Source organism: Bradyrhizobium frederickii, assembly GCF_004570865.1.
Lineage (GTDB): Bacteria > Pseudomonadota > Alphaproteobacteria > Rhizobiales > Xanthobacteraceae > Bradyrhizobium > Bradyrhizobium frederickii.
Genome location: NZ_SPQS01000017.1, coordinates 14,226 through 26,569 on the forward strand (window position 1 = coordinate 14,226; position 12,344 = coordinate 26,569).

The following is a 12,344-nucleotide window of genomic DNA, read 5'->3' on the forward strand; positions in this document are numbered from 1 at the left end:
CAAAGAACGTCGATGCCCGGGACAAGCCCGGCCATGACGACCTCAACAATTAGACCAACACCAATCCCAACGGAGACCACCATGACCAAAGTTCTCGTCCTCTATTACTCCGCCTATGGCCATATCGAAGCGATGGCCAATGCCGTCGCCGAAGGCGCGCGCGAGGCCGGCGCGACCGTCGACATCAAGCGCGTGCCCGAGCTGGTGCCGGCCGAGGTCGCAAAAGCCTCGCACTACAAGCTCGATCAGGCCGCTCCCGTTGCCAAGATCGAGGACCTCGCCAATTACGACGCGATCATCGTCGGCACCGGCACCCGCTTCGGCCGCATGGCCTCGCAGATGGCGAACTTCCTCGATCAGGCCGGCGGGCTCTGGGCCAAGGGCGCGCTGCACGGCAAGGTCGGCGGCGCCTTCACCTCGACCGCGACCCAGCATGGCGGCCAGGAGACGACGCTGTTCTCGATCATCACCAACCTGCTGCATTTCGGCATGGTCGTGGTCGGCATGAACTACGGCTTTGCCGGCCAGATGAAGCTCGACGAAGTCACCGGCGGTGCGCCCTACGGCGCCACCACGATCACTGGCGGCGACGGCAGCCGCCAACCCAGCGCCAACGAGCTCGCCGGCGCGCGCTACCAGGGCCGCCAGATCGCGGAGACTGCCAAGAAGCTACATGGCTGAACTCCATGGCTGAGCTACATGGCTCAGCTGCACGGCCGATGCGCTCGCGGCATTCCCGTCCGGGAATGCCGCTTCAGCGTATGCCTTTGCCCATGGCGCGCGCGGCAAGAGCGGCGGCCGCGGGATAGCGGCGCAGGCCCTGCGCGGCATGATCGCGCCATGCAAAGGGCAAGCCTCGCCATGACAGCGCGACGCTGACGTCGGTCAGCGGCACCCGCTCGGCGCCGAAGCGGCGCTTGTAGTCCTGATTGCCGATGCTGAGGTCGAAGCGGCGCACGCCCTTTGCATGCAGCGCCGCCATGGTGCGCTCGATGATGAGCAGCCCGGGGGAGCAGCTCGACCAGGAATCGCCGGCGTGACTGATGCGCAGCAGGCAATAAGTCGCGCCTTGCCTGACGCCGAACGAGGTGCCGATCACGCCCTCGTCGCAGACCAATGCCGAAACGACGGCATAGCCATCGCCAAGGCCCTGACGGACGACCTCGCGATAGAATCGCGCATGAGTCTCGTCGTTGAGAACGAACGGCGAGCCGAGCTTTCGCATACGCGCCTGCTGCTGCACGTCCATCACGTCCAGCAGCTCACGCGCGCGCGCAACGTCCGTAGCGATCTCGAACCGCGCGCCCTGGTGCCGGTTGAAGACGCGCCAGCACCGCGGCATCTGCATGCGCTTGATCGATGCCTGATAGGCCTCGTAGGTATCGCCCATCAGCACGAGATTGCCGTTGAGCGAGCAGGACCCGATCCGTCCGAGCGACACCAGCGGGTTCGGCTTGCCGCCGACCTGGGCCGGCATCTTCCTCAGCCGCAGCAGATCGAAGCGGTCCGGCAAGGCGCGCAACGCCTCGACCAGCGCCATGCCGATCGCATTCGCCGCCGCCGCGTCCAGCGCGGCATCGGGCGCCATGATCGGCGCGTTGTTGTCGGCGACGCCGAGATCGGCGAATTCGACGATGCGGATGCCGCGTCTGGCATGGCTGATCATCGGCACCATCGCGATGTCCTTGCCGGTGGCGGCATCGCAGATCACGGCAATCAACGGCGCGACGTCATCGAACGCCTGATACCAGGCCTCGAGCCAGTAGCCATGCTGAAAGACGGTGCGATGCCCGGCGCTCAGGCGCGAAGCGGCCTGGCGCCAGTCACGCACGATATCGATCGCGATTCCCGACGTGGTGGATGCAAGCCCCTCCAATTGCTCGACGCCGAGACACGTCATGGCTTCGGTTCCGCTTGCGCAACGCACTGGAACCTGGCCAGGAAGTGCAGGCCGGCCGCGGCCAGAGCGAACATGAACCAGATCGGATTCTGCCGTTCGAGCAGGAAGGTCTCGGTCGTCCCGTAATACAGGCCGAACAGCCACACGGTCAGGAACAGCTTTGCCAGTGCGCCACTGCGGCTGTGGGCCTGGGCCGACTGGAAATTGCCGAGCGGTGCGAGCACGAAGACCATGATCACGAGCAGCAGGCCCGGCAGACCGATGCCGACCGCGAGATCGAGATAGCTGTTGTGGCTGTGCGCCGCGGACGTCGCCCATTCGGCGCCTTGGGCGGTCTGCCGCGCCGTGACGTCGTCCCAGAAAGCCGCATAGCCGTGACCGACGATCGGCTTCTCGGCGACGGCCGCGAGCGCAAACTCCCAGATCGCGGACCGGCCGGTGAAGGTGGGATCGAGCGGAAGCAGCCGCGTCATGGCCCCGAGCCCCGGGCTCAGGACGCTGCCGACCGTCAGCAGGTTCATCGCGATCAGCGGCACGAAGCAGATGATCCGCTTCAGCCACAGGCACGGAGTGACATAGACCAGCGAGGCGAGCACGTAGACCGCAAGGCAAAGCACCGACGAGGTCTTGCCGCCGGTGAAGATCAGGAAGAGGCCGGCCAGCACGGCGATCACCGGTCCCATCACGAAGGAGCCGACGGCGGACAGGTAGATGCCGACATAGACCAGGATGGTCATCACGGGCGAGGCGATGTTCTTGTGGCCGAAACTGCCGCGCCAGTCGCCGGCGAGCTGCGGCTCTGTAACATCGAGCGCGGTGTGGATCGAGTATTGCCGCGCGAGCAAGACGCCGAGATAGCAGAGCGCGAGCAAGACCAGCGCCGCGGCACCCAGGCACAGGTTGAAGCTGCGCTGCGTCGGCGGCAGCAATGGCAGCAGAACGGCGAGCGACGTCATGCTGACGAGGAGCACGAAGCGCTGCATCGACACGCCGCGGCTCTCGGACAGGACGATGTTGATCAGCAGCCAGCCCACGAGACAGAGATGAAGCGGCGTGACCAGGGTCTTCAGCGCGGGCGCATCGGTGCGAGCTGCGAACAGCACCGCGATCGCGGCCAAGAGCCCCCAGGAGACGTAGGTGACCGCCATTCGTCCGCCGACGACCGTTGTGACATCGGGATTGCGCAGGTCCGGGAACGGATCGAGCGTCACCATCACCAGCAGCAGCGACGCGACCGCGACGAGACAGCGCGCAGCCTGCGCGGCGTTCAGCTCCGCCAGGCCATCGCGCAGGACATGGCCCAACGATCGGGCCTCGAGGTCGGTCATATCGGCGACGCTACGGTCCATGCTGCGGTCCACGGCTCAAGACATCTGGTGACGCAGGTGGAGCTCCGGGTCCTGGCTCACCCCGGTTGAGCGTCCGTCAACAGGCGAGCCGGAGCTCTGCGCCGCGGGCGGCCGCACGATGCTCCGCGCAATCTCGTAATATTGCAGCGCTCGTTGCTCGAGCGTGAGGTTGTCCAGGACATAGCCGCGCGGGTCGAACGCGCCCGCTTCACAGCCGGCCCAGAACTCGTCCCACCCCGCCACGAACCCCGCGATGTCGACGAACTTGGCGCCGCAGCGCTGGTCCCAATACGGCACCGAGGACACCGGCGCGAACTGCACGCGGTGCGGATAGTAATCGGGATCTCGCCACGGCCCCCCCGGATCCCAGGCGAACACCGGTATGCCGCAGGCCAGGGCCTGCTGATAGGCGATGCCCTGGCTTTCGTTCTGGCACAGGAAGATCATCGCGCGCGAGGCCGCCAGCGCCGCCCGATATTCTTCCTCCTTGTAGCTGCCGTAGCGCAGCTCGATGAACGAGCGTCCCTCCCTGGCGAGCCGGGCACGGACCGGCGCGATCAATTCCGGCGCGTAGCGCTCGCGATCCCAGTGGACCTTGTCGTAGATCAGCACATCGACGGCCTTCTGCGAGGCCTGTGACGGCGCCCACAGATCGGTGTCGATGCCGACCGGCCAGGCCTCGGTGTCGGGCCAGTACGGCCGGTACATGTCGACGTACCAGGGGCCGGGCACGACGACTTTCTTGACCGGCAGACGCTTGAACAAATCGGGATCGTCGAGCGGATGATTGTGGGCGGCGACGCCGAGCAGGATCGGATTCTTCCACGCGAACTTGTCGAGCAGGAAGGTCCGGCCGATGATGCAGGCGAGCTCGTCGGGATGCTGCGCGATGTAACGGTAATCGTTGACGCGGTAGCGGATACCGAGCCGGTCGAGCCCCGCGCAGAGATTGAGGAACACGCGAAGCTGTCCGCTCATGCGCGGCTCGCCGAGCAGCAAGCGGCGCGCCGTGCGCCGCAGGTGCCGGTCGCCGGGAAACCAGCGATCGTCCTTGTCCTCGTAAAAGAGGTTGAGGATCATCGCATCGGGGTCGTGTTCGAACGTCGTGGCGGGCACTGGATCCATCCGCGGCAACCGGATGCGCATTCTCGCATGGGACCGGCTGCCGCCCTCTTCCGAATTTGCCACAGGCTTAATGCCAGCGGCTTAACGCTAATTGACGAAAGCACGCCGGCATACGCCTTCGCGTCAACGATCAGGCCGTAATGCGGGTATCATTCGCAAGGGGCAACGCTGCGATCGATCGCATCATCCATTCAGCAGCTGCGCCCTGGTTAACAGACTCTTAAGGGCGAGCCGTGACTCAGATCACCGCCGAACAGGTTCTCGATTTGCCGGCCTCCACCCGCATCGTGCCGGCGGCGCGCCAGCCGCTGCCGTCGAGCCCGACCACATCGGTATCCGTTGTCATTCCCGCCAAGAACGTTGCGGCCTATATCGGCGAAACCCTTGCCAGCGCCCTGGCGCAGCGCGAGGTGGGCGAAGTGATCGTCGTCGACGACGGTTCCACCGACGACACCACCGCGATCGTCCGCGCCATTCACGACCCGCGACTGCGCCTGGTGACAAATGAGTCCGCCGGCGTATCTGCCGCGCGCAATCTCGGTGCACGATATGCCAGCGGCGAGTGGCTGCTGTTCCTCGATGCCGACGACCGCCTGCGGCCCGGCGCGGTGGCTGCACTCCTGGCGGCGGCACGCGGAGCGCCGCGCGCGGTTCTGGTCTATGGCGACTACAACACGATCGACAGCGACGGACGCCAGATCGGCCGTCGCGGCCTTCTGAAGGGACGCCGCAAGCCGTCGGGCGACGTGCTGACGCGGCTCGCGGCCGGCAATTTCATCGTCAATGGTGGCATCGCGCTCGCGCGCGCGGAGGCGTTCCGCGCCATCGGCGGTTTCGACACCTCGCTGCGATATTGCGAGGACTGGCATTGCTGGTGCCGCCTCGCCGCGATCGGCGAGTTCGAATTCGCGCCGAAGCTGCTGCTCGATTATCGTCTGCACACCGCCAGCACCATGAACGCCGCGGTCCGGACGCCGAAGGACTTCTTCCCCGCCATCGCGCGGGTGTTTGACGACGGGCTGATCCTGGCGAGATTGCCCGCGGGCACCGCGCCCGGGTTGCGCCTTGCCGCCGAACTGCATCTCATCACCTATGCGGCGATGCAGGCCGTCCGCTTCGGCCGATATCGACAGGCCTTCGGCTATCTCGGCATGGTCGGCCGGCGTTCGCTCAAGGCGCTGCCGCGTGCCACGGCAAGGACCGCCCTCGCCTGCTTCGGCATCTAACCGTCACGACACGATCTTGGAGGCCTCGTAGGGCTTCGGCGCGAAGCCGAACGCCGCCAGCATGGAGCCGAGCGCCACCAGCGCCGGATGCATGGCGACGACGGCGTTCGACGTCGCCAGCAGGCGAACGGACCGGACCAGCGACAGCGGCAGCCGTCCGAGCATCTGCGCGAACACCCATGCGCGCGCGCCTGCGCTTCGGGCCGCCTTGTACTGCACGCGATAATTGATCGCGCCGATGCGCAGGCCACGCTTTGCGATCCAGCCGAGGCTGGTACGGCTTTGCGGCACGGTCTCGGTGATGACGGCCTCCGCCGTCCAGTGGAATATCATCCCGGCATCACGGCACCGCACGAAGAAGTCGCAATCGCCGCCGCCGAGAAAATTGAAGCGCAGGTCGAACGCGGGACGCTCGAACCGCTCGAAGACCGCGCGCGCGATCAGGCAATTGCCGCAGCCATAGATCAGCGGCACCGCGCCGGAATAGTCGTAGGCCGGACGGAAGGCGGGATGGCGCGACAGCCACGGCTTGCTGTCGTCCTCGAACACCGGCAGCACCGGCCCGCCGACCACGTCGGCGCCGGTCGCTTCCGCGGTGCGGACCATCAGCTCGAGCCAGTCGCTCGATGCGATCTCGTCGTCGTCGATCATCAGGAAGCGGGTTGCGGCGGGAAACAGCGCCTGCGCCGTCTCGAACGCAGCGTTGATCGCCTGGCAATTGCCCTGCCGTTTCTCGACAAGGCACACTCCCTGGAGCCTGCCGGCGGCCAGAAACTCGGCGGCGACCGGCGCGCTTTCGCGCCGCGCAGCGTCGTTCTCGACCATGACGACGGCGAAGGAACGCGGGGTACGCTGGTTCGCCAGCGATTCCAGCGTCAGCCGCAGGTGCTGCGGACGGCGGAAGCAGGGAATGCAGACGACAATGCCGACCGACAGGTCGATGACGCGGGAGCTCGCCGCGATCTCCCGGTTGGGATCGCGCACGGCATCCGAGATGCGCGTGGCGGACAGGTCTGTCGGGATCAATGTCATGACGTTCTAGATGTCCGAGATATGTTGAGAAAACCCTGCTTCGGTCACGCATCCCGCGACGGCACATCGCCGCGGGACAGATGCGTCCCAAAATGAGCAGCCCGGCGCAGGCGCGTGCCCAGGTCGCGCGCCGGTCTGCCGGCCGTCCTGAAACAACATCATGCGCTTAACCGCTTTCGCCTGTTTCTCCCGCGCCATCATGCCTGCGTGATAGTGCAATTCGCGGTCCGCGCGCCGACGGAGCCCCAACATGAACAATGCCGTAGTTAATGCGTGTGCGCATTAACCCGACCGTAAGCACTGCGACCGGTGAGACGGCGCGGCATCGGATTTGCTCTTCGGGCAAGCGAGTCTTTTCCTGTAAATTTGATTAGAACAAGCGCGGTCAGAAAATATGAACAAGCCAGCCACGATCGATTTCGCGACAGCCACGGCGATCCGGATCCCCGCGGCCACTGCACCCGTCCAGGCGCTGCACGATCTCGTCCCCGGCGAAGCCCGCGATAGCCTGCTCGCCGTCCACGAGGTGCTGCGCGGCGAACTGCCAAAGGCTCAACTCGCCATCTACGAAGCCGGCGGTGGCTCGTGCAGCGTCTTGCCGCCGGAATTGCTCCACCGCAGCAAGGTCACCGTCGTCGACATCGACGAGGACCAGGTCCGCAACAACAGCTACGCGGACGAGGCGATCCTGGGCGACGTGCAGACCTACCGTTTCGGGCGCGAGAGCTTCGATCTCGTGATCTGCTACAACGTGATCGAGCATCTGCCCCATGTCGACGCCGCGCTGCTAAATTTCCGCGACGCGCTCAAGCGCGGTGGCCTGATCCTGATCGGCGCACCCAATCCCAGCTCGCTGTCCGGAATTGTCACCAAATATTCGCCGCACTGGTTTCACGTCTGGTTCTACCGGCACATCCGCGGCATCAAGGATGCCGGTCTGCCCGGCGAGCCGCCATTCCCGACCTTCTTTCACCCGCTGGTGACGCTGCCCCGGCTGGAAGCGTTCGCGGCCGCCAACGGCCTCGAGATGATCTACCGCCGTGAGGTGGAAAGTCCGCGCTATCCCGAGATGCGCCGGCGCAAGCCGCTGCTCGCGGCTCTCGTGGACGCCGGCGCCGCGGTGCTGAACGCCGTGCTTCCGCGCGGCATCGACGTCCGCCGCGGCGACTATCACGTCATCCTGCGCAAGAGCTGACCATCATGGCGCGCGTGCGGCCCATCACCGGACAAGCGGGGTCTCGCGGCCGAAGCGTGCGCGGTAACGAACCGTTAATCTCCGGGAAGCCCGCGCGACTTGCGCGTCACAAGGGGGCTCGGCCGGCTGGCAAGCGCTTAAACGCTTTGTTTGCCATTTCGGTGAATAGTCCCTCAATGAGTATGGTTAATTTTCCCTGTTGCGTTGACTGGGCACCTATATCCCGGGTGCGTGGCGTAGAGCGAAGAATAACCCCTCAGCCTGCGGCACTTGGAATGAAAGCTGGGGATCATGCTTGACTATAACCAGCCGATAGATCGGGCGAGGCCCGAGCCTCCGCAACAGAGATCTCAGGCCGGCTTCAACGTGCTGGAGCTCGCCAATCTGCTCTGGCGGCGCAAGATCGCGATTGCCGCGGCTGCCCTGCTCGGCGCGACGCTTGCCGTCACCGTCGGCAAGAGCCTGACGCCCCGCTACACCGCCACCGCCCAGCTCTATGTCGACCCGCGCGAGCTTCAGCTCGTCGACCGGGAGCTGACGCCGCGCGCGCAGGACGTCTCCGGCATGTCCATGGTGGTGGAGAGCCAGGCGCGGCTGATCACTGCCAACAGCGTCCTGCTCAAGGTGATCGAGCAGGCCGGGCTCGACAAGGATCCGGAATTCGGCGGCGGCGACGGCAGGAGCCTGATGTCGTCGCTGCTCGGCCTGATCGGCCTTCAGCCCCGGGCGCCCTCCGCTGCGGCCAACACCGAGGTGCAGCTCGCGGCGCTCGAGGCGCTGAACCGGCACATCACGATCCGCAAGACCGAGAAGAGCTTCATCGTCGACATCGAGGTCTGGTCGACCGATCCGGCGAAGGCGGCGATGCTCGCCAACACGCTGACCAATGCCTATCTCGCGGAATCCCGCAATTCGCAGGCTTCGGCCGCACGGCGCGCCACCAGCGATCTCTCCGGCCGCCTCAAGGAGCTGCGCGAGCGGCTGCGCAACGCCGAGACGGCGCTCGCCACCTACAAGGCCCAGAACAATTTCGTCGGTACCCAGGATGCGCTGATCAGCGACCAGCAGCTCTCCGCCAGCAACCAGCGGCTCTCCGCGGCGCGCGCGGCGACGATGGATGCGCAGGCACGGCTCGACCAGATCGAGGCGAGCCGCCGGACCGCTGCCGATGCCGGCGCGATTCCGGAAGCGCTGCAATCGCCGACGATCGCGAATTTGCGCGCACAATATGCCGATGCGCGCAAGAAATATGCCGAGCAGGCCGGCGAGCTCGGGCCACGCCATCCGGCGCTGCGCCAGACCGAGAAGCAGGTCGAGGATCTCAAGCGTACCATCAGCGAAGAGATCGACCGCTTCGCCCAGTCCGCCAAGAACGATCTGACGCGCGCCCGCGATTATGAAGCCTCGCTCAACCGAGCGCTGGAAGCGCAGAAGCGGCAGAGCGTCCAGCTCAGCCAGGCCGCCGTGCGCCTGCGCGAACTGGAGCGCGAGGCCGATGCCAGCCGCGACGTCTACCAATCCTTCCTCAAGCGCTCCCGCGAGACCGAGGAGCAGGAGAGCCTGAACACTTCGGCGGCCCGCGTCATCGGCGAGGCGACCGTGCCGCAGCGGCGCTCGTTCCCGCCGGCGATGAGCCTGTTCGCCATGATCGGCTTCATCTTCGGCGCGCTTGCGGCCTCGAGCTGGTTCGTCGCGGCCGAGCTTCTGTTCGCCGGCGCAACCGCGCCAGTGCCCGCGCCGGCCCGCCGCGAACGCAAGCCGGTGCCGGAGACAACGCGCGCGCCCGAGGTTTCGCGGGCGCTGGAAGCTTCGCGGTCCGAGCAGCCGTCGCGATCCCCCGAGGTCGCGCAGATCCCGCCCGAACTTGCCGCGCCACCGCTGCAACCCGCGATGGTCGAGAACCCCTCGATCGAGAAGCCGCTGATCGCGCGCCTTCAGGAGGCCGACGTCATTCACACGCTCGGCGCCATTCTCGCCACCGGCGGCGGCGTCGATCTCACCCGGCTGGGCTGGCCGACGTTGCGGCCCGGCTTTCCCCTGACGAAGCTGCTCAACGCCTGGCGCGACATGCGCGCGGCCGTGGCCCGGCGCGCCGCCGGCAAGGCGATGCCGGTCATTGCGCTGGTCGGCACCGGCGAGACCGCCGGGCGCAGCGTGAGTGCGCTGAACTTCGCGCTCGCGGCCGCGCGCGATGGCGCCCGCGTGCTCATGATCGACGCCGACCATCAGACTCACGCGCTCTCGAACAAGGTCGGCCGCCCCGGCAAGAACGAACCGAGCAGGCTCGGCTGGCTCTCGATCGGCAGCAAGGCCGCACGCGAGATCAAGACGGTCAACGGCATTTCGGTGCTGCCGGCCGGCGAGGGCGATGCCGGCAAGGCCGCCGACGCGATCCGCAAGGCGATCGCGCAGGCGCGCGCCGCAGGCGGCTACGACCTCGTGATCCTCGACGGCCCTGCGATGCCGCTTCTTGCGGGCAGCCGCAAGCTGCTCGACGACACCGACGCACTGGTGGCGGTGCTGCCGACCAGCCTCGACCTCAACGACAGCCTCGAAGAGATCCTGACCGCGCTCGGCCGCGCCGAGTGCAAGCTCGTCGGCGTCGTGCTCGACGAGCTCACCCCTAAAGCTGAAACGCGTCAGCGAGGCAGACAATATGCTTGAGCGCCGCGTCAACCTCGACGGACGGGCAGCAACTGCCGACGTGCCGCGGATCACCGTCGGCGGGCTTCGGATGGCCGCGCTCGATCTGGAAGAGACCGCCGATTTCATGATCGAGGCGACCGATCCTGACAGTCGCATCGGCCGTCCGCTGTTCCTGACGTCGGCCAATGGCGAGGTGCTGGCGCGCTGTTCGACCGAGCCGCAGACCGAGCGCCTGTTCCGTGCCGCCGATCTGATCAACGCCGACGGCCAGCCGCTGGTCGCCGCCTCAAAGCTGCAATCCTGGTTTCCGCTGCCGGAACGCGTCGCAACCACGGACCTGTTCCACGTCGTCGCGCGCAAGGCGGAAGCGCTGGGCCGCACCTTCTACATGTTCGGCGCCAGCGAGGCCGAGAACATCGCAGCGGTCGCGAACGTCCAGAAGATGTATCCGAAGCTCAAGATCGTCGGGCACAGCCACGGCTATCTGCGCGGCGAAGAGCTGCGCGCGAAGGTCGAGGAGATCAACGCGCTTGCACCGGACTATCTGTGGGTCGCGCTCGGCGTGCCTAACGAGCAGGCATTCGTGAAGGAGTTCACGCCGCATCTCACCAATGTTGGCGTTATCAAGACATCCGGCGGCCTCTTCAACTTCTTGTCAGGCAGCCGTTCCCGCGCGCCGCAATGGATGCAAAAAATCGGACTCGAATGGGCCTGGCGCACCTTGCTCGAGCCACGCCGCCTGCTCTGGCGCTATTTGACCACCAACCCTCGCGCGCTCTATCTTCTCTTCAGCCGCAACCGACCCCTCTACTAAGAGAAGAGCACAAGACGACATGACCGACCGACCGACCGTCCTCGTCACAGGAGGCGCGGGCTATATTGGCTCGCACGCCTGCCGCGCATTGACCGCCGCCGGCTATCAGCCCGTCGTTTATGACAATCTTTCGACAGGCCATCGCAGCTTCGTCGCCGGTCCGCTGGTCACTGGCGATCTGCTGGACGGCACGGCGCTGGCACGCGCCTTCGCCGACCACAAGATCACGGCGGTGATGCATTTCGCGGCGGCGAGCCTGGTCGGCGAGTCCATGACCGACCCGCAGAAATATTATGTCAACAACGTGCAGGGAACGCTGTCGCTGTTGCAGGCGATGCGCAACGCGAGCTGCCATCGCATCGTGTTCTCCTCGACCGGCGCGGTCTATGGCAACGCCGATTCGAAGGAACTGCCGGAAGACTTCCCCTGCGCGCCGATCAATCCTTACGGCGCATCGAAGTTGATGATCGAGCGGATGCTCGCCGATTATCGCACCGCCTATGGCTTCGGCGCGTTCTGCCTGCGCTATTTCAACGCCAGCGGCGCCGATCCGGGCGGTGGCATCGGGGAACTGCGCGACAACGAAACCCATCTCATTCCGCGCGCGATGATGGCGCTTCAGGGACATGTCGATTTCGCGGTGTTCGGCGACGATTACGCCACACCCGACGGCACCGCGATCCGCGACTACATCCACGTCACCGACCTCGCGGCGGCGCATGTCGCGGCCCTGAAGCTTCTGGAAGGCGGACATGCCGGCGGCAGCTTCAATCTCGGCACCGGCTCCGGGTTCTCGGTGCGCCAGATCCTCGACGCCATCCGGCAGGAGACCGGGCGCGAGGTGCCACATACCGTCAAGCCGCGCCGCGCCGGCGATCCCACTTATCTGGTCGCAGATCCTTCGGCAGCGAGAAAGGTGCTGAACTTCGTACCGCGCCACTCCGACCTGGCTACGGTGATTCGCACCGCCTGGGCCTGGCACCAGAAGGCGCATCCGTTCAGGGCGCGATAGGCGTTCGACGCGCCCGCGCCTGGCTCCGCCGGGGGCGGACAGCTG

Annotated in this window: 10 protein-coding genes; 6 read left to right on the plus strand and 4 right to left on the minus strand. The window is 66.2% G+C overall.

All coding sequences use genetic code 11. From position 1 onward, the window contains the following. Nucleotides 1-81: 81 nt before the first annotated feature. The gene (wrbA, locus tag E4K64_RS26420) at nucleotides 82-681 is read left to right on the plus strand and encodes an NAD(P)H:quinone oxidoreductase (RefSeq protein WP_135166097.1); all 600 of its coding nucleotides are present in this window, start codon (nucleotides 82-84) and stop codon (nucleotides 679-681) included. A 73-nt stretch (nucleotides 682-754) separates the two neighbouring features. Here wrbA and E4K64_RS40565 read toward each other — a convergent pair whose 3' ends face one another. From E4K64_RS40565 to E4K64_RS26435, 3 genes are read right to left on the minus strand one after another with little or no spacing between them, the layout of a single operon-like run. Continuing rightward, entirely contained in the window at nucleotides 755-1,900 is a 1,146-nt protein-coding gene (locus E4K64_RS40565) for a GNAT family N-acetyltransferase (protein WP_167772270.1), read from the minus strand. Beyond that, on the minus strand, nucleotides 1,897-3,249 hold the full coding sequence (locus E4K64_RS26430; RefSeq protein WP_135166098.1) for an O-antigen ligase family protein: 1,353 nt from the start codon (nucleotides 3,247-3,249) through the stop codon (nucleotides 1,897-1,899). Before E4K64_RS26430 ends, E4K64_RS40565 begins: the two co-directional genes overlap by 4 nt. 15 nt (nucleotides 3,250-3,264) lie before the next feature. After that, on the minus strand, nucleotides 3,265-4,365 hold the full coding sequence (locus E4K64_RS26435; RefSeq protein WP_135166099.1) for a glycosyltransferase: 1,101 nt from the start codon (nucleotides 4,363-4,365) through the stop codon (nucleotides 3,265-3,267). Nucleotides 4,366-4,607: 242 nt separating this feature from the next. On the opposite strand from E4K64_RS26435, the gene E4K64_RS26440 reads away from it, so the two are divergent. Then, nucleotides 4,608-5,600 carry a glycosyltransferase gene (locus E4K64_RS26440; RefSeq protein WP_167772271.1) on the plus strand — a complete coding sequence of 331 codons (993 nt, stop codon included), beginning with the start codon at nucleotides 4,608-4,610 and terminating at the stop codon, nucleotides 5,598-5,600. Nucleotides 5,601-5,603: 3 nt separating this feature from the next. Here the strand turns inward: E4K64_RS26440 and E4K64_RS26445 are convergent, their stop codons facing one another. Next, nucleotides 5,604-6,632 (minus strand): glycosyltransferase family 2 protein, encoded by a 1,029-nt coding sequence (locus tag E4K64_RS26445; protein ID WP_135166100.1) that lies wholly within the window; start codon nucleotides 6,630-6,632, stop codon nucleotides 5,604-5,606. A 394-nt stretch (nucleotides 6,633-7,026) separates the two neighbouring features. Between E4K64_RS26445 and E4K64_RS26450 the strand changes: the two genes are divergently transcribed. The 4 genes from E4K64_RS26450 (at nucleotide 7,027) to galE (ending at nucleotide 12,299) form a co-directional block, all read left to right on the plus strand. Beyond that, on the plus strand, nucleotides 7,027-7,827 hold the full coding sequence (locus E4K64_RS26450; protein WP_135166101.1) for a class I SAM-dependent methyltransferase: 801 nt from the start codon (nucleotides 7,027-7,029) through the stop codon (nucleotides 7,825-7,827). A gap of 291 nt (nucleotides 7,828-8,118) precedes the next feature. Then, nucleotides 8,119-10,491, plus strand: coding sequence for an exopolysaccharide transport family protein (locus E4K64_RS26455; protein WP_135166102.1), 2,373 nt, complete (start codon nucleotides 8,119-8,121; stop codon nucleotides 10,489-10,491). Then, nucleotides 10,484-11,287 carry a WecB/TagA/CpsF family glycosyltransferase gene (locus E4K64_RS26460; RefSeq protein ID WP_135166103.1) on the plus strand — a complete coding sequence of 268 codons (804 nt, stop codon included), beginning with the start codon at nucleotides 10,484-10,486 and terminating at the stop codon, nucleotides 11,285-11,287. Before E4K64_RS26455 ends, E4K64_RS26460 begins: the two co-directional genes overlap by 8 nt. 19 nt (nucleotides 11,288-11,306) lie before the next feature. Further along, nucleotides 11,307-12,299: a UDP-glucose 4-epimerase GalE gene (galE, locus tag E4K64_RS26465; RefSeq protein WP_135166104.1), complete on the plus strand. Its 993-nt coding sequence runs from the start codon at nucleotides 11,307-11,309 to the stop codon at nucleotides 12,297-12,299. The last annotated feature ends 45 nt before the right edge of the window (nucleotides 12,300-12,344 follow it).